The sequence below is a fragment of the Nonomuraea montanisoli genome, from assembly GCF_013363975.1.
GTDB lineage: Bacteria > Actinomycetota > Actinomycetes > Streptosporangiales > Streptosporangiaceae > Nonomuraea > Nonomuraea montanisoli.
On record NZ_JABWGN010000032.1, the window covers coordinates 1 to 21,855 of the forward strand.

General features: G+C 71.3%; 16 protein-coding genes and 1 rRNA gene. 8 read left to right on the forward strand and 9 right to left on the reverse strand.

The window, feature by feature from the left end; translation table 11 throughout:
* Window positions 1–3 precede the first annotated feature (3 nt).
* Window positions 4–120: ribosomal RNA gene (gene rrf, locus HTZ77_RS44285) — 5S ribosomal RNA — on the forward strand.
* A gap of 179 nt (window positions 121–299) precedes the next feature.
* On the opposite strand, the gene HTZ77_RS44290 is transcribed toward rrf, so the two are convergent.
* Window positions 300–713, reverse strand: coding sequence for a hypothetical protein (locus HTZ77_RS44290; protein ID WP_175595809.1), 414 nt, complete (start codon window positions 711–713; stop codon window positions 300–302).
* Window positions 714–1,033: 320 nt separating this feature from the next.
* Between HTZ77_RS44290 and HTZ77_RS44295 the strand changes: the two genes are divergently transcribed.
* The 4 genes from HTZ77_RS44295 (at window position 1,034) to HTZ77_RS44310 (ending at window position 4,822) form a co-directional block, all read left to right on the forward strand.
* Entirely contained in the window at window positions 1,034–2,221 is a 1,188-nt protein-coding gene (locus tag HTZ77_RS44295) for a sensor histidine kinase (RefSeq protein ID WP_175595810.1), read from the forward strand.
* Window positions 2,211–2,645 (forward strand): hypothetical protein, encoded by a 435-nt coding sequence (locus HTZ77_RS44300; protein ID WP_175595811.1) that lies wholly within the window; start codon window positions 2,211–2,213, stop codon window positions 2,643–2,645. Before HTZ77_RS44295 ends, HTZ77_RS44300 begins: the two co-directional genes overlap by 11 nt.
* The gene (locus HTZ77_RS44305; protein WP_175595812.1) at window positions 2,642–3,289 is read left to right on the forward strand and encodes a response regulator; all 648 of its coding nucleotides are present in this window, start codon (window positions 2,642–2,644) and stop codon (window positions 3,287–3,289) included. Before HTZ77_RS44300 ends, HTZ77_RS44305 begins: the two co-directional genes overlap by 4 nt.
* 1,152 nt (window positions 3,290–4,441) lie before the next feature.
* A complete protein-coding gene (locus tag HTZ77_RS44310; RefSeq protein WP_175595813.1) occupies window positions 4,442–4,822 on the forward strand; it encodes a cell division protein SepF in 381 nt (126 codons plus the stop codon).
* Between the two features lie 1,017 nt (window positions 4,823–5,839).
* On the opposite strand, the gene HTZ77_RS44315 is transcribed toward HTZ77_RS44310, so the two are convergent.
* The 5 genes from HTZ77_RS44315 to HTZ77_RS44335 form a co-directional block, all read right to left on the reverse strand.
* Window positions 5,840–7,171 (reverse strand): hypothetical protein, encoded by a 1,332-nt coding sequence (locus HTZ77_RS44315; RefSeq protein ID WP_235996118.1) that lies wholly within the window; start codon window positions 7,169–7,171, stop codon window positions 5,840–5,842.
* 108 nt (window positions 7,172–7,279) lie between these two features.
* Window positions 7,280–9,007, reverse strand: coding sequence for an arginine--tRNA ligase (argS, locus tag HTZ77_RS44320; RefSeq protein WP_175595814.1), 1,728 nt, complete (start codon window positions 9,005–9,007; stop codon window positions 7,280–7,282).
* Entirely contained in the window at window positions 9,004–11,403 is a 2,400-nt protein-coding gene (locus HTZ77_RS44325; protein WP_328809124.1) for an HAD-IC family P-type ATPase, read from the reverse strand. Before HTZ77_RS44325 ends, argS begins: the two co-directional genes overlap by 4 nt.
* A gap of 41 nt (window positions 11,404–11,444) precedes the next feature.
* Window positions 11,445–12,464, reverse strand: a complete 1,020-nt coding sequence (plsX, locus tag HTZ77_RS44330; RefSeq protein ID WP_328809125.1) for a phosphate acyltransferase PlsX — start codon at window positions 12,462–12,464, stop codon at window positions 11,445–11,447.
* Window positions 12,465–12,687: 223 nt separating this feature from the next.
* Window positions 12,688–13,245 carry a DUF1707 SHOCT-like domain-containing protein gene (locus HTZ77_RS44335; protein WP_328809126.1) on the reverse strand — a complete coding sequence of 186 codons (558 nt, stop codon included), beginning with the start codon at window positions 13,243–13,245 and terminating at the stop codon, window positions 12,688–12,690.
* Window positions 13,246–13,414: 169 nt separating this feature from the next.
* On the opposite strand from HTZ77_RS44335, the gene HTZ77_RS44340 reads away from it, so the two are divergent.
* Both HTZ77_RS44340 and HTZ77_RS44345 read left to right on the forward strand, forming a co-directional pair.
* Window positions 13,415–14,749 carry a KamA family radical SAM protein gene (locus tag HTZ77_RS44340; protein WP_175595815.1) on the forward strand — a complete coding sequence of 445 codons (1,335 nt, stop codon included), beginning with the start codon at window positions 13,415–13,417 and terminating at the stop codon, window positions 14,747–14,749.
* 471 nt (window positions 14,750–15,220) lie between these two features.
* Complete coding sequence (locus HTZ77_RS44345; protein ID WP_175595816.1) at window positions 15,221–16,798, forward strand: hypothetical protein; 1,578 nt, start codon at window positions 15,221–15,223, stop codon at window positions 16,796–16,798.
* Window positions 16,799–17,475: 677 nt separating this feature from the next.
* Here HTZ77_RS44345 and HTZ77_RS44350 read toward each other — a convergent pair.
* From HTZ77_RS44350 to HTZ77_RS44360, 3 genes are all read right to left on the reverse strand, one after another.
* On the reverse strand, window positions 17,476–17,673 hold the full coding sequence (locus tag HTZ77_RS44350; RefSeq protein ID WP_175595808.1) for a hypothetical protein: 198 nt from the start codon (window positions 17,671–17,673) through the stop codon (window positions 17,476–17,478).
* 140 nt (window positions 17,674–17,813) lie between these two features.
* Window positions 17,814–18,710: an ABC transporter ATP-binding protein gene (locus tag HTZ77_RS44355; RefSeq protein WP_175595817.1), complete on the reverse strand. Its 897-nt coding sequence runs from the start codon at window positions 18,708–18,710 to the stop codon at window positions 17,814–17,816.
* Entirely contained in the window at window positions 18,703–19,632 is a 930-nt protein-coding gene (locus tag HTZ77_RS44360; protein WP_175595818.1) for an ABC transporter permease, read from the reverse strand. The genes HTZ77_RS44355 and HTZ77_RS44360 overlap by 8 nt, the downstream gene beginning before the upstream one ends.
* A gap of 470 nt (window positions 19,633–20,102) precedes the next feature.
* On the opposite strand from HTZ77_RS44360, the gene HTZ77_RS44365 reads away from it, so the two are divergent.
* Entirely contained in the window at window positions 20,103–21,740 is a 1,638-nt protein-coding gene (locus HTZ77_RS44365) for a peptide ABC transporter substrate-binding protein (protein ID WP_175595819.1), read from the forward strand.
* The last annotated feature ends 115 nt before the right edge of the window (window positions 21,741–21,855 follow it).

The following is a 21,855-nucleotide window of genomic DNA, read 5'->3' on the forward strand; positions in this document are numbered from 1 at the left end:
GGTTACGGCGGTTATGGCGGGAAGGAAACACCCGGTTACATTCCGAACCCGGAAGTTAAGCTTCCCAGCGCCGATGGTACTGCACTCGGGAGGGTGTGGGAGAGTAGGTCACCGCCGGACAATCTTTTGAGAAGGGGTTCATGCGGGCCTGGCTGATGCCGGGGCCGTGTGGGCCCCTTTTCGCATGCCCGGAGGTCGCGCGAGACGGCCGGCTTCACCTTGCCAGACGGAGTCTGCGCCATCTCGGGACCTTCGTCGTCGCGGCGGGACAGGCGCCTTCACCGCTGAGCGAGCAGGGATCAACGCACCCCGCGCAGCCGTTGCAGCAGCAGGGCGAGCAGGCCGCACGCAGTTCCCCACACCAGGTTGGTGATGAGGATCGACGTGCTGCCGAAGAGGGCCACGGGGATTCCCCGCAGCAGTAGGCCGCTGGTGGCGATGGCGAAGAGTCCGTAGACGGCTCCCGCCAGCGCCGGTGTCAGCACGGGGCGCCGTACCCGGGTCAGGCCGACGATGAGGATCCACGCCAGGGAGATCACCACCGTCAGGACGATGGGAGTCGCCGGCTTCCCGAGGGCATCCGACAGGCCGACGATGGAGAACAACGGTCGGACGAACGCGATGGCGGCCAGCCCGAGGACGAGGGGCCAGTTGATCGAGTGAAGAGGGGACTCCGGCCGGTTGTCCGGCGCGGAAGGCGTGTTCGCTGTCATGCGGTCGAACGTACGGATGCGTCGTGTTCCTCCACATCGCCCCGCAGGAGTCATCTCCCGGCTCCGCTTGTACGTTCAGAAGCGACATCCGCGCGCTTGCGCGCATCCGGCGGCGGACGAGGCCGCACACTGGGACTGGAGAGCGCACCCCGCGCGCTGTGTCCGGAATCCGAACCTCCGGACACCGAGCCCGGGACCGGATCTCCGCGCACCGGAGGGCGAGACCAACCGGCCGCACGCCTGGCTCGACGTCGGGCACATCGGTATCGGGCACAGGCGAGGAGCGGGAGACAGGGAAGGGCGAGTGCAGAGGGCGAGGCATGCTCCAGCAGGAAGGACGGCGGCGGGACGCGGACGGTGTCCCTGAAGGGGTGAACCTGGCCCTGGTTGCCGTCGGCCAGGCGGTCGCGGTCTCGTTCGTCATCGCCGCGGGTGCCCCGAGCAGCGGCTATCACGGGTGGGGAGCGTACGCCTTCGCGTGCGGGTTCGGCCTTGTACTGCTCGCCCATCGGGTGGCCCCGGTCTCCGTCCTCGTGGTGACCATCCTCGGCATCTTCCTCTATTACTCCCTGGACCACCCGCCCATCGGCATGGCCGTCCCCGCGGCGGCGGCCTTGTACTTCGCGGCCGAACGCCGCGGCAGCCGGTGGCCGCTGGGCGGTGGGTTGGTGCTGCTGGGCGTGTCGGCGTTCTTCCGCGTCGTCAACGAGCACGAGCAGGGCGACGTCCTCAGCTACGACCTGCTGACCAACGCGGCTCTCATCGGCTGCGCCATCGCGCTCGCGTCCACGGTGCGGGGCCGCCGTCAGCTCCACGAACAGCAGCAGCGCATCGTCACCCTGGAACGCGAGCGCGAACGCCACCGCGCCGAACAGGCCATGCAGGAGGAGCGGCTCGGCATCGCCCGCGACCTGCACGACACGATCGGGCACGCCCTGGCGATCGTGACCGTGCACGCCAACGTGGCCCGCGAGGCCGTCGGCCGCGACGACGAGGCGGCGGTCCGTTCGCTGGCCAACGTGGTGGACGCCACGTCGCGATCCCTGCGCGAGCTGCGCACGACCGTGTCCATGCTGGCCTCCCCGGAGCGGCGTGGCCGGCGCGACCTCGCGCCCCACGGTCTGGAGGGCATCCAGTCCGTCGTCGAGTCCGCGCGGCTCGCCGGGCTGACCGCGCGGGCGGCGCTGGACGCCGAGGCGTCTCGCGTGCCTTCCTCGATCGCCACCGCCGCCCACCGCATCGCCCAGGAGGCCGTGACGAACGTGATCAAGCACGCTGAGGCCACCTCTGTCGCCATCACGACCCGGATCGAGGGCGACGCCCTGTACGTGACCGTCTCGGACGACGGCAAGGGCCCGGCAGCTCGCCGTGCGGGCGGCAGGGGGGTGGCCGGGATGCGCGAGCGGGCGGCCCTGCTGGGCGGCGTCCTGACCACGAGCCGATCGTCGTCCGGGACGACGGTGACCGCCCGGTTGCCGCTGACGCAGGAGCCAGCCCATGACCGTTAGATGGCGGATGGCGCGGGAAGAGATGGCGACCACCCGGCCGCAGCAGGCCGAGGAGGAGCCGGCGGCCGCCCGGCTTCGAGCGGCGTGCAAGGAGTCGGTGGCCGCCCGGCTGTGGGCGGCGCGCAAGGAGGCGGTGGCCTCTCGGCTGTCGGCGGCGCGGGAAGAGTCGGTGGCCGCGCGGCTGCCGCTCGTGAGGGAAGAGACCTCCGAGCTGGTCAAGGGGTACGGCGGGGCGCAGGCCGTGCTCTCGGCCGACGGTGAGGCGCACCGGCGCCTGCGCAGGCCACTCACCCGGGGGCTGTCCCCGATGATGACCACCTGGACGCCGTTCGCGAGGGAAGAGACAGTGACCACCTGGACGCCGCTGGCCGAGGAGAGACGGCGGCCATCCCCCCGCCGCAGACGCGGGAGGAGCGGGGCGTGATCAGGGTGGTCATCGCCGAGGACGAGCCGCTGCTGCGGTCCGGGCTGCGCGCGCTGGCCGAGCGCGACGGCGACATCACGGTCGTCGCCGAGGCGGGAGACGGTCAGGCAGCGGTCGTCGCCGCCCGCGCGCACCGCCCCGACATCGTGCTCATGGACATCAGGATGCCCGCGCTCGACGGCATCGCCGCGACCCGGCGCGTCGTCGGCGAGCTCGACGGCGTCAGGGTCGTCGTGCTGACCACGTTCGACGAGGACGAGAACGTCTTCGACGCGATCCGCGCCGGCGCCTCCGGATACCTGCTCAAGGATGTCCTGCCGGAAGAACTGCGCAGCGCCATCCGGCTCGTGGCCGACGGCCAGTCACTGCTCGCGCCGTCGATCACCGGGAAGGTGATGCGGGCGGCCGCCTCGGCACGCGGCCGGGGCCGGCCGGAGCTGGTGGAGGGGCTGTCCGGTCGCGAGCGCGAGGTCCTGGCCGCGATCGGGCGCGGGCTGAACAACCAGGAGATCGCCGCCGAGCTGTTCATCAGCCCCGACACGGCGCGTACGTACGTCAGCAGGCTGCTCGCGAAGCTGCCGGCCCGTGACCGCACCCAACTGGCCATCATCGCCTACGAGAGCGGCCTGGCCGGGCAGGGCTGAACGGTTCACGTCCGGGAGACGACCGCCGACGGCTGCCGCGCGCTGACTCCGGGCATTTGTTGCGGCATCGGCCGAGGCGGCCGGGGTGTGTCGCCAGGTGGCCGCTCCACGTTTGGCTGGGGCGCAAGCCGGCGTCAACCCATCCGCAATCGCGGAACGGTACGAATGTACTCATAAGCACACCGCGTACGTCGTCGCAGGTAGACGTCTCACTGCTGAGCCGCCGGTCCAGGCGGCGAAGTACGGGGGAACTCCGCCGGGTCGTCGACACGTCTGCATGAGTGAGGGGTCGGTGCGCGTCAGGAGAGCTTGGGGAGTCTTGGGATTCACAGGTGTACGGCTGAGAGAAGAGGGGAACGACGTACTAGATATGGAGCTCCCCCGTCAGGACCGTCACCGCGTGACCGGCCCGGTGGACTCGGTCCACGGCCGGCCCGGCACGCCGGGTGGTCTCCTGCGGAGCGTGACGCTCCGTGATTCGTCTCCCGGCCGTTCGAGCCGTGAAAGTACGGGTAGCGGAGCTGATCCGGGTCGACGTGACCCGGGCGGGCGCCTCCCCGGAACGCGACCGGTGCGGGCGGTGCGGGAGGAGTTCGGCGGGGAGGTCGCGATTGCTCCCATGCACCGCGACGGCGCCACTGTGGAGGGCTTTTTCCCCTCCGGACGGAACTGTGGCCACTCTCACTTCCTCGGCCTGAAAATCCATTGTGATCATGAAACTGGCCGTGCGATTCACTGTGGGCGTTCGGTCGGCGATGGTGAATATGCCCCCTCCGCGTCCCGTGCCGTGCGAATAGCGTTGGGCCGTCTCGACCGAGGTCGAGAGCCTCCTGAACCAATCCGGCCACGGGGGCATCTAAGACAAGTGAGGCTCCGCTGCCTGCGTCCATGCGCCGGCGGCGGCTGACTCCGGTCGGCGGACCACGGAAGGATTACCGGGGGCAAAAAGTGTCGGTGAAGGCGTCTACAGTGACGACCGACGCATGACTCGATGCCTTCGGGGGAGAGATATCCGGGTGAAACCTGGCCGCTTGCCGTACAAAATGGAATTGGTCGTGGGCGTGTCGCATGGCGAACACGGAATCGTCGGTTACCGTCCAATGTGTAGGGACGTGCCGATTACGGTGAGTTCCTGAAGGAAAGGACAAGCCGATGGGGGCTGTGCGCAAGGTGGTGAACTACCTTGGCCTGGGCGGGGTCGACCAGTACGACGACCACTACGACGACGAGCAGTACGAAGAGGAGTACATGCCGGCGTCGGAGCGGGCGGCCAGAAGGTGGCGGTCGACCGTTGACCCGTCGCGAATCGTGATGGTCCAGCCGCTCAAGTACAACGACGCGCCGATGATCGGTCAGCACTTCCGCGACGGTCAGACGGTGATCATGGACGTGACGGGCATGCCGATGCCCGAGGCGACCCGGATGGTGGACTTCGCGGCCGGTCTGGCCTATGGCTGCGAGGGCCGGATCGAGCGCATCGCCGACCGGGTGTTCCTGCTCGCACCGGCGCACGTGGAGATCGAGACCTCCTAGCGTGTGAAGAACGGGATGAGATGACGTCCGAGCGCGTATGGACCGCTCCTATGGTCCAGCGCGCGGAGACCGCGAGGTTCCTGCCGACACACGCCTGGCTCCTGCCGCGCGCCCCGGGCACACCTGAGCTCCGGGTACTCCTGGGCCTCGGGTACAGCGGGCTTCGGTACACCTGGGCTTGGGGGGCACCTGGGCCTCGGAGAGTGTCTGAGCGTGGGGAGAGCGAGCGGACATCCCGGTGCGGGAGTCCCGGAGGGCTCTTTTCGGCGGCGTGGGGGAGGCAGACGGCTGCACGCGCCACATGGAGCCGCATGGAGACGCCTGGAGACGCCTAGGGCGGCTTCGCGGCCCGGCGGAGAGCTGCCTCGGACGGCTGAGCCTTCAGGCGCGGGCACACCGGCCTCAGCCGCATTCGGCGCCTCAGGCCGGCGCGGGGCTTGAGACAGGCGCGGCGCTCGACCTGGCTGGGTGCGGCCCCCTGAGGCCGGCGCGGCGCTCGACGTAGATACGGCCCCTGAGACGCGTTCGGGCCCTAAGAGCGGCGCGGCGCCTGCGATGGGAGCGGCGCTCGATCTAGCCGGCCGCAGCCCCTGAGACCGGCGAGGCGCTCGACCTTGGTGCGACCCCGAGACGCGTTCCGGCCCTCGGATCGGCGCAGCGCTTGAGATGCGCGCGGCGCTCGACGTAGTTCCGGCCCCTGGGACGCCTACGGCCTCTGGGACATGTTCGGCGCCTCAGACCCGTACGAGAGCCCAGAGAAGCGTGCGGAAGACAGAGCCCCGTACGAAGGCCAGAGACGCGCGCGGAAGGCTGAGACCCGTACGAAAGCCTGATACGCCCCGGCATCTCAGGCGCGTGCTGAAGCCTGAGACCTGTCCGGCGCCTCAGACGGTCGCAACGGCGCGGGGAGGAGAGGCCGGGACCCGCCCTGAGGACGCGAGATGAGGACGCGAGACGAGCCTGACGGCGCGCGTCCTGGACGGCCGGGTCCGGTGCCTTGAGGGTGGGCGCGGCGGTCTACGCGGCGCGCGGGCCGCGCCGGATCAGCCGGGTCAGCTCCGTCGAGTCCTCGGCGGCCTGCTTGGCGCGTGCCTCCGCCTCGCGGGCGTACGCGTGCAGTGCCCAGACTGCCCCGTCCGCCAGCTCCTTGAGCTCGGCGATGCGCGCGGTCACGTAGCGGGCGTCCGACTCGATGGCGGCGCGGCGCCGCCACAGCCGCCACCCCGCCAGCCCCATGAGAGCCACCCCCAGCACGACGAGCGGCCACCCGAGCTGCAGGGCCCCGAGCACGCAGCCGACGCCGGCGATGATCAGGCCGATGGCCTCCCACGGCCGGCGGCGCGGCAGCGTGCCCTCGGCCGCGATGGCGGTCTCGGCCGCGGCCATGGACGCCGGGTCGGCCCCCTCGGGGCGCAGCACGATGGGGTGGCCGAGCAGCGGCACGGTGACCGTCTCGGGCGGCTCCAGGCGGCTGTCGGCCTCCAGCTCCTCGGCGACCCCGCGCAGCACCGGCGCGGCCACGTGCAGGGCGATCGCCGCGAGGTGCGGGTCGGCGCCGGGACGCAGGTCGTCGAGCAGGTGGGTGGTCAGCGACGCCATGGGCCCCGCGGGGCCGCCCAGGCCGATGAGGGAGCGCAGCACGGCGAGCGGCTCGTCCTCGGCCCACGAGGTGACGGGGCTGGCGGCGTTGTTGGTGAGCGGGGTCGCGGCGTCGTGGTCGGCCTGCCGGGCCGAGGTGATCTCGGTGCAGCGGGCGCGCAGTCGCGCAAGGCGGGCGGCGGCCTGCGCGGGCCGCGCCAGCTCGGGGATCTCGGCCATCTCGGGGAAGTCGACGAGCGACACGGGCACGACCACGGCGGGTTCGCCGGGGAGGAGCGCCTGCACCCACTGACGGTGGTCCGCATGGTCGGGCACGGCCAGCGCGTCGAGCTTGCGCAGCACGAAGATCTTGCCGGCGGGACCGAAGGCGCCCCGGGCGGCGGCCAGCCACAGGGAGCGCTGCCCGTGGGTGACGGGCTGCTCGATGGACAGGTCGCCGAAGGCGGTGCCGAGCCACGAGGCGTGGATGCGGCTGCCGTGGCCCGCGACGGCCAGCGCCAGGCAGAGGAACAGCGCCGTGCGCTGCTGGTCGCGGCCGGCGGCCCTGCTCAGCGGCTCCAGCGGGTCGTCGCCGGCGAGGATCGCCACCAGCGCCTGGACGGCCGGCGGCAGCCAGTTGCCGGGGATGTCGGCGAAGCCCGGTGCGGTGGGGGGTGCGGTGCCGTTGGCGGCCAGGTGAGCCAGCAGCGCTTCGGCGTAGCGTCTCAGCTCCGCCGCGGCTTGGGGGCCGGCAGTCAGGTCCGTGCTCAAGGCAGAGAACTCCCCCAATTTCGGCCTCGGTTCATGACCGCGTAAAGCGTAACCGGGGGGCGCGCCAACCTTGGGGAGGCGCGCCCACGTCGATCGGCACGTCGGCTGTCACATGCGCTCGGGGACCGGGACGCCCAGCAGGCCGAGCCCGGTCTCCAGCACGCCGAGCGTCAGGGCGCACAGCGCGAGCCGCGAGGCGCGCGTGTCGGCGTCGACGCCCTCCTTCAGCACCGGGCACTCCTCGAAGAAGGTGGTGAAGGCGGTGGCGGTGGCGTAGATGAACGCGCACAGCCGGTGCGGCTCGGTCGTCTCGGCCACCTTCTCGACGACGGCCCCGAACCCGAGGAGCTGGAGCGCCAGCGCCCGCTCGGCCGGGTGACCGAGGACGATCGGACCGGTGGCGTCGACCGGGTCGACGCCGCCCCTGCGGAAGATGGACCGGATGCGGGCCTGGGCGTACTGGAGGTACGGGGCCGTGTTGCCGGTCAGGCCGAGCATGCGGTCGAAGTCGAAGACGTACTCGCTGTCGTGGCTGATCGACAGGTCGGCGTACTTGACCGCGCCCATGCCCACGGCGTGGGCGATCTCGGCACGCGTCTCGTCGTCGTAGTCGCGGTCGGCGAGGACGACGGAGGCGCGGTCGATGGCCTCCTGCAGCAGGTCCATCAGCTTGATCGACTCGCCGGAGCGGGTCTTGAAGCGACGGCCGTCCTTGCCGAGCATCATGCCGATCTGGACGTGCTCGGCCGAGACGGTGTCGGGCAGCCAGCCGGCCTGCCGCGCGGCGGCGAACACCATGCGGAAGTGCAGGGCCTGGTCGGCGCCCACCACGTAGAGGATGCGGTCGGCCTTGAGGTCGTGGACGCGGTAGCGGATGGCCGCCATGTCGGTGGAGGCGTAGCCGTAGCCGCCGTCGCTCTTGCGGACGATGAGCGGCAGCGGCTTGTCGTCGGAGCCGGTGAAGCCGGGCGGGAAGACGCACAGCGCGCCCTCGCTCAGCACCGCGACCCCGGCCGCCTCCAGGTCGTCGCAGGTCTTCTGGAGCATCGGGTTGTACATGCTCTCGCCGGCGATGTCGGCGTCGGTCAGGGTGACGCCGAGCATGCCGTAGACCTTGTTGAAGTAGCGGACCGTGGCGTCCATGAAGACGTGCCAGAGCCGCAGCGTCTCGGGGTCGCCCGACTGGAGCGTGGTCACCCGCGCCCGCGAGCGGGTCTTGAACGCCTCGTCGCCGTCGAACTTCTGCCGCGCGGCCTGGTAGTACTCGGTGCCCATGCCGGCTTCGAGCTGCGCGACCGCGGCCTCCTCGCCGATGTCGAGCAGGTGCTCGATGAGCATGCCGAACGGCGTGCCCCAGTCGCCCAGGTGGTTCTGCCGGACGACGGTGTTGCCCAGGTGCTCGTGGATGCGGGCCAGCGAGTCGCCCACGATCGTGGTGCGCAGGTGGCCGACGTGCATCTCCTTGGCCGCGTTGGGCGCGGAGTAGTCGATGACGACGGTCTGCGCCGGCGTGACCGTGCCGACGCCGAGCCGCGCGTCCTCCAGCATGCGGCCGGCCTCGCCGGAGATCCACGTGTCGTCGAGCTTGATGTTGAGGAACCCGGGGCCGCTGACCTCGACCGTGCCGGGGAAGTCGGCCAGCTCGGCGGCGAGCGCCTCGGCGACCTCCCGCGGGGACCGTCGCAGGCGCTTGGCCAGGCTCATCGCCACGTTCGCCTGGAAGTCGGCGAACTGGGACGGCCGGATCAGCGGGTCTGCGTCGGCGTGCTCGGCGCCGAACGCCGCGGCCAGCGCCTGCTGGACGCGGTCGGTGAGCACCATCTGCGGGTCGGTCATGGTCTAAGGGTACCGGCGAGCCTGAGCGTGAGGCTGATCGCGACGGTGATCGCCGCGGAGGCGACCACGGCGATGCCCACGGCGGTCAGGTCGTTGCTGAGGTCGCCGGGGTCCAGGGCGAAGAACTCGCGGACGAACGGGATGGACAGCGCCACCCCGAACAGCACCGCCATGGCGGCGACCAGGCCCACCCGCCACCAGGTGAGGGGACGGGCGATGAGCACCAGCACCCACCAGGTGGTCAGGAACAGGGTGATCACCGCGGAGGTGCGGTCCTCGTTCAGGGTGGAGGTGCCGCTGTGGGCGGCCCAGAACGACAGCAGCACCGCGGCCGCGCAGAGCACCCCGGCGGGCACGGCGAAGCGCAGCACCCGGGGCACGAAGCCGGGCCGCGAGCGCTCCAGCGTGGGCGCGAGGGCGAGGAAGAACGCGGGGATGCCGATGGTCAGCGCGTTGACCAGCGTGGAGTGCCGGGGCGCGAACGGGAACATGAGCCCCATGACGCCGGTCAGCAGCGACAGCACGATCGCGTAGAAGGTCTTGGTGAGGAACAGGTTGGAGACGCGTTCGATGTTGGCCAGCACCCGGCGGCCCTCGCCCACCACGTGGGGGAGCGTGGCGAAGGCGTTGTCGAGCAGCACCACCTGGGCGACGGCCTTGGTGGCGGGGCTGCCCGCGCCCATCGCGATGCCGAGGTCGGCGTCCTTGAGCGCGAGCACGTCGTTGACGCCGTCGCCGGTCATGGCGACGGTGTGGCCGCGGGACTGGAGGGCGCTGACGAACATCCGCTTCTGCCGCGGGGTGACCCGGCCGAAGACGGTGTTGGCGTCCAGCAGGTCGGCGAGCTTGTCGGGGTCGTCCTCCGGCAGGGTGCGGGCGTCGACGGCCCGGTGGCCGTCGGGGATGCCGAGGCCGGTGGCGATGGCGGAGACGGCCTCGGGGTTGTCGCCCGAGATGACCTTGACGGCGACGCCCTGGCGGGCGAAGTAGCCGAGGGTCTCGTGGGCGTCGGGGCGGATGCGCTGCTTGAGCGTGACGAGCGCGACGCACTCGACGCTCGCGTCCGGGGCGCCTCGCTCGGCGGCGGCCAGGTCGCCGGTGCGGCACAGCGCGAGCACGCGGGCGCCGGTGGAGGCGAGCGCCGCGGCCCGCTCGTAGCCGGCGCCGCCGTCGAGCAGCACGTCGGGGGCGCCGAGCAGCCACGCCCCGCGCTCGCCGAAGTCGGCGCCGCTCCACTTGCGGGCCGAGGAGAACGGCACGCTGGCCGTGGCCGTCCACCCGGCGGGCATCGCGGGATAGCGCACCTGCACGGCCTGGGCGGTGGCGTTGGGCCGCTGGTCGAGGTTGGCCAGGGCGGCCAGCGCCTCGTCCACGGCCTCCCGGCCGCTCCGCCCGTCGCCCTGCCGCGTCCGCCCGTCGCCCTGCCGCGTCTGCCCGTCGCCGTGCCCGGTCTGCCCGTCGCCGTGCTCGGCGCTGATCGGCAGCACCTCGTCGAGGTCCATGCCGCCCGCCGTGAGGGTGCCGGTCTTGTCCAGGCACAGCACGTCGACCCGGGCCAGGCCCTCGATCGCGGGCAGCTCCTGGACCAGGCACTTGCGCTGGCCCAGCCGTACGACGCCGACGGCGAAGGCGATGGAGGTCATCAGCACCAGACCTTCGGGGATCATGGTGACGATGCCGGCGACCGCTCCGGTGATGGCGGTGCCGAAGTCGCCCGAGTTGCGCAGCTGGCTGTAGATCAGCAGCGCGCCGATCGGGATGACCAGCCAGGTGACGTACTTGATGAAGTTGGAGATGCCCTCGCGCAGCTCGGAGTGGGCGAGGTGGAACTTGCTGGCCTCCTCGGCGAGGCGCACGGCGTAGGCGTCGGTGCCGACGTGGGTGGCGACGAACGCGCCGGAGCCCGCGACGGCGAAGCTGCCCGACAGCACCCGGTCGCCGGGCCGCTTGTGCACGGGGTCGGCCTCGCCGGTCAGCAGCGACTCGTCGATCTCCAGGCCGTCGGACTCGACGACCTCGCCGTCCACGAGCAGCCGGTCGCCGGAGCCGAGCAGGACGAGGTCGCCGAGCACCACGTCCTGCGGGTGGATCTCCTGGTCGCGGCCGTCGCGGCGGACCCGGACGGGCGCCTCGTTGATGACGGCCAGGCGGTCGAGGGTGCGCTTGGCGCGCCACTCCTGGACGATGCCGATCAGCGCGTTGGCCACGATGACCAGGCCGAACAGGCCGTCCTGCCACTGCCCGAAGATCAGGATGAGCGCCCAGAGCACGCCGATGACCAGGTTGAACAGCGTGAAGACGTTGGCCCTGATGATGGCGCCGAAGGACCGGCTGGACCGGCGCGGGACGATGTTCCGCTTAGCCTGGGCGGCCTGTGCCGCGGTGAGCCCTTGCACGCGTCCCCCCGGTTCGTGTGGATGCGCCAAAGACTACGGGTTCACCAGAGCCTGTGTGATCGGGGAAGGGCGGCGATCCGGTCGCCGACGCGGGTGACGATGCCGCCGGCCGACAGCTCCGCGGCGAGCGCGCAGGCGGCGCTGACGCCCGCGGCCCGGGACGACCCGTGCGCGATGACCACGGTGCCGTTGAGCCCGAGCAGGACGGCGCCGCCGTGGGCCTCGGCGTCGAGGCGGTGGCGCAGCTCGCGGAGGCGCGAGCGCTGCAGGAACGCGCCGACCCGGGCGGCCGGGCTCTCGCCGATCGCCTCGCCGAGCTGGTGGAAGGCGTAGCGGACGGTCCCCTCCATGGTCTTGAGCGCCACGTTGCCGGTGAAGCCGTCGGCGGTGATCACGTCCACGGCGCCGGTGAGCAGGTCGTGGCCCTCGACGTTGCCGGTGAAGTGCAGGCCGGGGGTGCTCTGGAGCAGCTCGTGGGCGCGTTTGACCAGCTTGTTGCCCTTCTCGGCCTCGGCGCCGATGGTGAGCAGGCCGACCTTCGGCTGGGTGAGGCCGTGGGCCAGCTCCGCGTACGCCGTGCCGAGGTGGGCGAACTGCACCAGCATCTCGGGCTTGGCGTCGGCGTTGGCCCCGGCGTCCACGAGCAGCGTCGGGTGGGGGCGGGTGGGCAGGGAGACGGCGATCGCGGGCCGCAGGACGCCCTGCTGGGGCTTGAGGCGGAGCCTGCCGGTGGCGACGATGCCGGCGGTCGATCCCGCCGACACCACGGCCGAGGCGTCGCCCCGCCGTACGAGATGGCAGGCGATGGCGATGCTCGAACGGGGGCGGCGCAGGCTGGCCAGGGCGCCCTCATCCATCGCGAGGACCTCCTCGGCCCGCACGATGGGGATCTCCTTGGTGGCGTCGTGGTCGGCGAGGGCCTCGTAGAGGATCCGCGGCGGTCCGACCAGCACGACCTGCAGCCCGCGCTCGCGCACGGCGTGCACCGCTCCCGCGACGATCTCGTGGGGGGCGTGGTCGCCGCCCATGGCGTCGAGCGCGATCGGTTTGCTGTCGGACACTGGGTCACCTCGTACGGGCTGCGTGCCCGCCGAGAGGGTCGCCGAACGCGGGCTCGGCGAAACCGCGGCGCAGGCGGGACGCTTGCCAGGCTAGCCGGTGGCGCCGATGCCCGATCCGCCGGGAGAGGCGCGCGGGGTCATGGCGGGCCGGCGCGGGGTCAGTGCGGGGTCATGGCGGGCCGGCGCGGGGTCAGTGCGGGTTCCAGGCGGTGACGCCGCGGGGTCAGCGCAGGTTCCAGTCGGTGACGCCGCGGGACACGATCACCTTGGAGAACATCGACACGCCGGTGATGCGGATGAGCGGGCCGTCGCCGGCCGAGCCGCCGGTCACGTTGCGCTTGCCGAACGTGGAGCCGCCCTCGTCGATGACGTGCGCGTTGTCGGGGACGCGGACGATGAGCTTGGCGAAGCGGGCGTCGCACTCCAGGGTGACCTCGCGGCCGGGCAGCACGGCCTCGGACAGGTCGACGATCATCGCGCCGAAGGTCACGGCCAGCGTGGTGTGCCGGGAGGCGACCCAGCGACCCTTGCGGATGATCTTGCTGAACGTGGAGCGGATCGTCTGCTGCTCGACGGTCTCGGGCGGACGGGAGGCGGTCACGTCCGGCAGATCCGTGGTCAGGGGGACGAGCTCGCCGACCGTCTTGGCCGTGTAGGCGGCCTCCAGGCGGTCCGCGTGCTCGACGCTGGTGAGCCGGCCGGTGGCGAGCGCCTCGCCCAGCACGGCGGCCACGCGGTCGCGGTCGGTGTCGGAGGCGCGCAGCGCGGGATCGTGGGTCACGGCGCCAGTGTAGCCCCGAACGCGATATGTCGCGAGATGTCGCGGAAACTCATCTCCGACTCGGCGGAACCGAATCCTGGGTTAGCAACGTCCGGATATAAGAGCCATAGACGCGCGACAGAGGCTTGAGGTTTACCGGCGCACGAACAAAAATGAGGGGAAACGCCTAGTGATCTTGAACCAGGCCGGCACACGACGCTTCCGGGCGTACACGTCCAAGCATCTCGACGACCTCCTTCTCCGGGCAGGGCTCCACGACGACGAGCGGCTGAAGGTGCGCGCCGTGGCCACGGTGCTCCCGTTCCGCACCAACGCGTACGTCGTGGACGAGCTCATCGACTGGTCGGCCGCGCCCGACGACCCCATGTACAGACTGGTCTTCCCCCAGGCGGACATGCTGCCCGCCGCCGACGTCGCCCGGCTGGCCGACCTGCTCAAGGCAGAGGTCCCGGCCGCCGAGCTCCTCGCCGAGGCCAACCGGGTCCGTGCCCGCCTCAACCCCCACCCCGCCGGGCAGATGGAGCTGAACGTTCCCCGGCTGGACGACGAACCGGTACCGGGACTCCAGCACAAGTACCCCGAGACCGTCCTGATCTTCCCCAAGCAGGGGCAGACCTGCCACGCCTACTGCACGTACTGCTTCCGGTGGGCGCAGTTCGTCGGCGACGCCGACCTCAAGTTCGCCTCCGACGACGTCGAGCAGATGGTGCGCTACATCCGCCGGCACCCCGAGGTCACCAGCGTGCTCATCACCGGCGGCGACGCCATGATCATGGGTGAGCCGGTGCTCCGGCGTTACCTGGAGCCGCTGCTCGCCCTGGACCAGCTCGAGTCGATCCGCATCGGCACCAAGTCGCTCGCGTACTGGCCGCAGCGCTTCACCACCGACCCCGACGCGGACTCCACGCTGGAGCTGTTCGAGCAGGTGGTGGCGGCCGGCAAGAACCTCGCCTTCATGGCCCACTTCACCCACCCGCAGGAGCTGGAGCCGCCGCTGGTCGAGGCCGCGGTCCGGCGCATCCTCGGCACCGGCGCGACCATCAGGACGCAGGCGCCGCTGATCCGCTCCATCAACGACGACCCGGCGCTGTGGTCGGCCATGTGGCGCCGGCAACTGCGGATGGGGATGATCCCGTACTACATGTTCGTCGAACGCGACACGGGCCCGCAGGACTACTTCGCGGTGCCGCTGGCGCGGGCCCACGAGGTGTTCAGGGACGCGTACGCGTCGGTCTCCGGGCTCTGCCGCACCGTGCGCGGGCCGTCCATGTCGGCCACGCCCGGCAAGGTGTGCGTCGACGGGGTCACGGAGATCGCCGGCCAGCGGGTCTTCGTGCTCCACCTCATCCAGGCCCGCGACCCGTCACTGGTCGGGCGGCCGTTCTTCGCGCACTACGACCCCACGGCGGTGTGGCTGGGCGACCTGCGCCCCGCCTTCGCCGACCGGTTCCCGTTCGAGCCCGCGGCGGAAGCGGCCGCGGAAGAGGCTCTGGTGGCCGTCTGAGTCCGTCCGGGTGACTCGCACGCCCCTTCCGGCGGGCCCGGCTTCCGGCGGGCCCGGTGGGTCCGGCTTCCGGCGGGCCCGTCCCGTCCGGGCGGTCAAGCGAGCATCCGGCTACCGGAAAATCTGCGCGCCCGGCCCGCGGCATTCGTCCTTACCGGTCGTCGTCCGCGGGCCGTCGGCGTGCTCGGAGAGCGGGCGGCGAATGCCGGGAACGCCCCACTGTCGTGTCCCGACATGCCGCCCATTCACCCTGCCGTCCACCGGCCTCGTCCCCGATCTCCCCGGCCTCTTGAAGGCTCGTTGACCCGCCCAGCGGACCACTGGGCGCGGTGGTACAACTACGTTCAGTAGCCCAGCCGGGCGGCGCGCCGCGTGTGGTGCCCACCGCGTGCTCGTCTCGGCTTTCGGGGGGTTGTCGAGTCTCTCTCCTCCGCATGCGAGAGCGATCGATCACGAGCCGGGAAGGCAATCATGAATCGTGTAGTCAAGACGGCTGTCGCCGTCGCGTCACTCGGGCTGGCGGCGGCCCTCACCGTCCCGCCGGCCCACGCGCAGGCGCACCGCTCCACCAGACCGCTCACGACCGGGCCGGGCGCGCCGGACGTGACGTCCCCGGTCGCCGGGGCACCGGTCGCCGGGGCGCTGGACGACGCGGCGGGCGGCCGGGACGCTCTGGCGGGCCGGACCCTGCGCGCCGACACGCCTGGAGGGCCCGTCGCCGGCGCCGACGTGCCGGGAGCCGGGACGCCGGGTGCGGAGGAGCAAGGCACGCCGGTCGACGCCGTCGCCACAGTGGCACCAGTGGCACCGGTGGCACCGGTGGCACCGGTGGCTCCGGTCGCGCCGGGCACGGGGGTGTCCGGCGCCGAGGTTCCGGGGGCTCGTACGCTCGGAGCCGGCCTGCCGGTGGACCGGACGCCGCGGCCCGCGGTGTCGGGCGCGGTCCGGCCCGCCTCACCGGACCCGCGCGGCGAGGGGAACGCCCGAGCGGGCGGACGCCGGGGCGGCGCGAGGAACGCGGCCGCCGCCGACCGGGACGGTCGCCGCAACGGGCGCAGGGCCGGTACGGGCCGGAGGGCCTCGCGTGCCCGCGACGATGACAGGGGACGCTCCCGCCGCCCCCGCGAGTCCCGCGAGAACTGGGAGCGCCGCTTCGTCGAGCCCAGCCGTCCCGACCTGGCCGAGGACCCGATCCTGAGCGTCCCGGCCGGCCGGTCGCTGGATGACGCCCTGTCCCGGGGCATGCGGGAGGGCGCCGCCGTGCGGAGCCTTCCCCGTACCGGGAGCGTCACGCGGAACGCCGCCACCCGCACGACGGCCCGCGAAGCGGCCCCGGCGGTCGCCCGCGGCGCTGCCCAGACGGCGACCCCGGCGGTCGCCCGCGGTGCTGCCCCGACCCCGGCAGTTGCCCGCGGTGTGGCCGAGACGGCGGCTCGTGGCGGGGCCCCGGCGGCTGTCCGCAGTGCTGCCCAGACGGCGGCTCGTGGCGTCGCCCAGCATGGTGCGCCCGTTGTCGCCCAGCATGGCGCGCCGGTCGTCGCGCCGATCCAGGGTGGCGTCGCCCCGAGTGTCCCGTTCGCGCAGGGTGGTGTGGGGCAGGGTGTGCCGTTCGCGCAGGGTGGCATGACGCCGTGGATCCCGGCTCAGGGCGCGGTCGCGCAGAGGGTCCCGATGGCGCGGAGTGACGCTTCGCCGGCCGGGACACGGGCCCGTGGCTCCGCCCAGGGCGGCACGGCCCCCAGGGCCGCCGCGACGCGCGGTGTCGCTCCCGGCGGTGTGGCGCCGGCGCAGAGCGGTGCGCTCCCGGGCGGCACGGCGGTGCGCGGAATCACGCCGGGCGGGATCACGCCGGGCGGTGTGGTGTCGGGCAACTCGCTGGCGCGCGGCGTCACCTCGGGCGGTGTGGTGCCGAACGCGACGGTGGCGCGCGGGATCGTGCCGAGCGGTCCGCTGGCGCAGGGAGTGACCCCGGGGGCCGTGGTGTCCGGCTCTCCGCTGCAGCGCGGTCTCGCCTCGGGCGGCGTGGTGCCGGGCACGCGGCTGACCTGACGACCCGGGCAGCCGCCCGCCGTGCCCACCGGTGACCCTGAGGGGGAGTGGACGAGCGCCTTGGTGCCGGTGCTCGTCCGGCCCGCCTCGGCAGCCGGTGGAACGGCACGGGCCGGGCGGACGCGCCCGCGCCCGGATCACGCCTCACGAGCCGGGGCCGTCGTCACTGCAGGGCGGCGACCCCGGTGAGAGGCGCAGCCCGCCGCCGGTCCCTCGAACAGGGACCGGCGGCTCTCCCATGTCCGGCCCCTGACGGGGAGGACCCCATCCCGCCCGTCCCCATGCGGCCGCCCGAGCGTCCCCGCGTCACGCCGAGCCCGTCACGGGGCCGGGAGGGGGCGTCAGGGCGCCCACGACCCAGCCGGGCGCCGGGGGCATGCCCCGGGGCCCCCGAAGGGCGGACGGGTCTCCCCGGCCGCGCACCCGGGCGTCGCAGGGGCCGGTGGGCGTCTTCCGGCGGCAGTTCATCCGCGGGCGGCATGCGCTCGGACGCCCTCAAGGGCCGAACGGCGCTTGGGGGCCCGAGTAGCGGGCGCCGACCTGGCGGTCGGAACACGAGACGCCGGTGTGGCGGGTGGTCCGGGTCTGGCGGTCGGAACACGAGACCGTGTGGCGGGTGGTGCGGGTCTGGCGGTCGGATACGGACGCCGGTGTGGCGGGTGGTCCGGGTCTGGTGGTCAGACGCGGACGCCGGTGCGGCGGGCGATCTGGGCCTGGAGGCGGGCCATCTGCCAGTGCAGATCGATGAGCTGCTCGGCCAGCTCCATCCTCGGGATCTGTGTCACGTCCTCGACGGCCAGGTGGTCGATCGCGGCCGACAGCTCGCCCATCGCGCCCCCGTTCCCTTCCATCCACGCCTCGTCGTATCGAAACAACGTTCGAATCATATCGGAACGCCGGCCACGCTGTCAGGTGTACGCCACTCGTGTCGCAGGCGCACGACGAAGCCGCCGGGCGTGTCGCACGCGCCGGCGGCCGGGTGTGTCGAGTGCTCGGGCGCTCAGCCCTTGTCGGCTCAGCCCTTGTTGTAGGCGGCGAGCACTTCCTTCGGGTCGCCGTCCATCTTGATCTTGCCCTTGTGCAGCCAGATGACCCGGTTGCAGGTCTCCTCGATGACCCGCAGGTCATGGGCGACGAGGAAGACCGTGCCGGCCTCCTCGCGGATCTTCCTGATGCGCTGCTCGCTCTTCTTGCGGAACTCGCGGTCGCCGGTGGCCAGCGCCTCGTCGATGAGCAGCACGTCGTGGGTCTTGGCCGAGGAGATGGCGAAGCGCAGGCGGGCGCCCATGCCGGAGGAGTACGTGGACATCGGGAGCTGGACGAACTCGTCGATGCCGGAGAAGTCCACGATCTCCTGGTACTTGTCCTTGACCTCGGCCGGTGTCATGCCCATGGCGTAGCAGCCGAGCACGATGTTGCGCTCGCCGGTGAGCTCGCGCATGAGCGCGGCGTTGACGCCGAGCAGCGACGGCTGGCCGTCGGTGTAGACGGCGCCCGCGTGGGGCGGCAGGAGCCCGGCGATGGCGCGCAGCAACGTGGACTTGCCCGAGCCGTTGCGCCCCACGATGCCGATGGCGTCGCCGTGGTAGGCCACGAAGGAGACGCCCTTGACGGCGTGGACCTCCTTCATCTGCGGCCTGCCCTGGCGCCTCAGGATGCGCGTGAGGGCGTTGACCGCGTTGCCCTTCTCGGCGTCGGAGGCCGCGCCGTACACGCGGTAGATGATGTGCAGGTCGTCGACGATGACGGTGGGCGTGCCGGTGGGAACGTCGAGAGGCGACGTGGCGGCCGTCTTCGGCTGCGCGGCCGAAGGCGCAGCCGGCTTGGGCTGCGCCTTCGCCTTGCCGTCCGTGCCGGCGACGGCGGGCTCCTCGGCCTTCACCAGTGACAGCTCCTCGGTAAGTTCAGCCACGCCCGTACCTCTCCTCGGCCCGCCAGAAGTACCAGAAGCCGAAGCAGAGTGCGAACACCGCCCAGAATACGCAGGATATCCACACCGAATCCGGCGGGTTGTGCCCGCCGCCACTCGTGATGAGGATGTCGCGCATGGCCTCGATGTACGAGGCGGCCGGGTTGGCGTAGTACATGACGTCGGCCACCCACTGGGGCGCGTGGGCGGTGCCCACGACCCTCTCCTGGATGGAGAAGAAGACGCCCGAGGCGTACAGCCAGGTGCGGGTGATGAACGGCAGGAGCTGGTTGAGGTCGCGCATGGAGGCGCCCAGCCGCGCCATCACCAGGCCGGCGCCCACGTTGAACAGCGTCTGGAGCACCAGCACGACCGGCACCAGCAGCCAGCTCAGCGCGATGGGCTCGTGGGTGATGAGCACGATCACGAGGAGCACGCTCATGGAGATGGCGAGCTGCTGCAGCTCCTGGATGATGTAGGCCAGGGGGAGCGAGGCCCTGGGGAAGTGCAGCGCGCGGATCAGCGAGAGGTTGCCGGAGATCGACTTGGCTCCCGCGGTGACCGACCGCTGGGTGTAGGTGAAGACGAACATCCCGGTCAGCAGGAACGCGGAGTAGTTGTGGATGTGGCCCTTGCCGCCGAGCACGAGGCCGAACATCACGTAGTAGATGGCGGCGTTGAGCAGCGGCGTGAGGACCTGCCAGAGCTGGCCCAGGGCGGAGCTCGAGTACTTCGAGACGTTGCGGGAGGTGGCGTAGGTCAGGATGAAGTGCCGCCGCTCCCAGAGCTGGCGCACGTAGACAGGGAACCTCGGCCGTGCGATGGCACGGCGAAGCCCGTATCTCGCGGCGAGCTTGGCCAGCGGCTCCTGCCCGCCTCGGCCGCCCGCCTGGGCGTCCGCCACAGCGGATTCCGGCTGACTCATGGCAAGGACTCTATTGGATCCCGGTCGGTGGGGTGCTGCCACGCCGGTGCGCGGCAGACAGTTGGACGAAGTCCTGGAGCGCCCGGTTCCAAGGTGCCGCCAAGACCCGAACAACCGTAGCCCAGTGACCCGGCGCGTGGCGGGCAAGGGCGCGAGCACGATTCGGTAAGGGGTATTTTTGCTCGACTGTCCGTGTCCAGTCCTGGGGTTATCTGACGGTAATGAAAGCTTATGCACCGTCTGCGCCCAATGACTGTGACGGTGGATAGGCGCACGTGTGACCGAACTGCAACGCGCCAGAGACTCGCTGGTGGCACGTAGTGAGGGATAGTCGCGATCGACTGGCAGGGCGTCGGCTGGTTTGACCATGTCAGCCAAACCCGGGGGATTACCGAACCCCCCGTCAGGCTGCTCACGATCATCGCAGCTCAGCGCTTACGCCCACCTGTAGAGGGAGGAATCTTCTTACCATGCGTGTTACTAAGGGCGCACAGATCGTCGCCGGTACCGCGCTGCTGGCCCTCGCGGTTGCCGCGTGTGGTGGCGGCGGCGGCACCTCGACGGGCACCTCCGGGTCGGGCGGCGACACGCCGGTCCGTATGGAGCTTGGCGAGCCGCAGAACCTGCTGGTCCCTTCGAACACCACTGAGTCCGAGGGCGCCGAGGCGCTCGCGGCGGTCTTCGAGCCGCTGGTGAACTATGACGAGAACAAGCAGGTCGTCATGGGCGCCGCCGACTCGATCGAGACCAAGGACAACAAGGTCTGGACGATCAAGCTCAAGCCGGGCTACACCTGGCACAACGGCGAGCCCGTGATCGCTCAGAACTACGTGGACGCCTGGAACTACGCGGCCAACCAGGAGAACGCGCAGGGCGCGGGCTACTTCTTCGGTCGCGTCGAGGGCTACGCCGACCTCAACCCGGGTGAGGGCAAGCCGGTCAGCACCAAGGAGATGAAGGGCCTCAAGGCGGTGGACGACACCACCCTCGAGGTCACGCTGAGCGCGCCGTTCTCGCAGTTCAAGACCATGCTCGGCTACACCGCGTTCTACCCGCTGCCCAAGGCCGCCTTCGGCTCCGACGGCAAGGTGACGAGCGAGTACGGCGAGAAGCCCATCGGTCAGGGTCTGTTCAAGCTGGACAAGCCCTACAAGAAGGGCACCGACCAGACCATCGACCTGACGGTCTACGACAAGTACCCGGGCAAGAAGCCGACCGGCTGGACCAAGCTCCAGTTCAAGCTCTACAACAGCTCGGAGACGGCCTACAACGACCTGCAGGCCGACAACGTCGACATCCACGACTCGCTGCCCGCGTCGGCGATCGCCAGCGCCAAGACCGCGCTCGGTGACCGCTACCAGGACCAGCCGGACGCCGGTATCGGCTACATCGGCTTCCCGCTGCAGTACAACGACGAGTACAAGGACGTCAAGGTCCGCGAGGCCATCTCCATGGCCATCGACCGGAAGACCATCGCCGAGACGGTCTTCTCCGGCACCCGTGCGCCGGCCGACGACTTCATCAACCCGGCCATCGACGGCTACCGCCAGGGCGCCTGCACCGCGTGCGCCTACGACCCGGGCAAGGCCAAGGAGCAGTACGCCGCGGCCAAGGGCCCGGCCAAGCTGGAGCTCGGCTACAACGCCGACGGTGGTCACAAGGAGTGGATCGAGGCCGTCGCCAACAACCTCCGCGCCAACCTCGGCGTCGAGGTGACGGTCAAGCCGTTCGAGAAGTTCGCCAACATCCTGGACGACCTGGACGCCAAGAAGTACAAGGGCATGTTCCGGATGGGCTGGGCGATCGACTACCCGTCGGCCGAGGACTACCTGACGCCGATCTTCTCGACCGGCGCCATCAAGACCGGCTCGAACTACGCGGGCTACTCCAACAAGGAGTTCGACGAGACGGTCGCCAAGGGCGACCAGGCGGCGACCCCCGAGGAGGGCCTCAAGCAGTACCAGGCGGCCGACGACATCCTCATCAAGGAGATGCCGTACATCCCGGTGTACTTCTACCGGAACAACTCCGGCTACTCGACCAAGGTGAAGAACGTCAAGATCAACCTGCTCAACCAGGTTGAGTGGGCCGACGTCGAGAAGGCCTGACGCTTGTTCCCGGGGGCGGGCGGGCACCGCCCCCCCCCCCCCCCCCAGCCCCCCGCACCCCCCAGCGCTGGGCCGTACACCCCCCAGCTACCACCCCACCCAGCAGGCCAGTAAC

Coding starts and splice junctions, on each gene's coding strand:
- HTZ77_RS44345 (WP_175595816.1), top strand. CDS start 15,221: ATGAATCGTGTAGTCAAGACGGCTGTCGCCGTCGCGTCACTCGGGCTG.
- HTZ77_RS44300 (WP_175595811.1), top strand. CDS start 2,211: ATGACCGTTAGATGGCGGATGGCGCGGGAAGAGATGGCGACCACCCGG.
- argS (WP_175595814.1), bottom strand. CDS start 9,007: ATGACCGACCCGCAGATGGTGCTCACCGACCGCGTCCAGCAGGCGCTG.
- HTZ77_RS44290 (WP_175595809.1), bottom strand. CDS start 713: ATGACAGCGAACACGCCTTCCGCGCCGGACAACCGGCCGGAGTCCCCT.
- HTZ77_RS44360 (WP_175595818.1), bottom strand. CDS start 19,632: ATGAGTCAGCCGGAATCCGCTGTGGCGGACGCCCAGGCGGGCGGCCGA.
- HTZ77_RS44365 (WP_175595819.1), top strand. CDS start 20,103: ATGCGTGTTACTAAGGGCGCACAGATCGTCGCCGGTACCGCGCTGCTG.
- HTZ77_RS44295 (WP_175595810.1), top strand. CDS start 1,034: ATGCTCCAGCAGGAAGGACGGCGGCGGGACGCGGACGGTGTCCCTGAA.
- HTZ77_RS44310 (WP_175595813.1), top strand. CDS start 4,442: ATGGGGGCTGTGCGCAAGGTGGTGAACTACCTTGGCCTGGGCGGGGTC.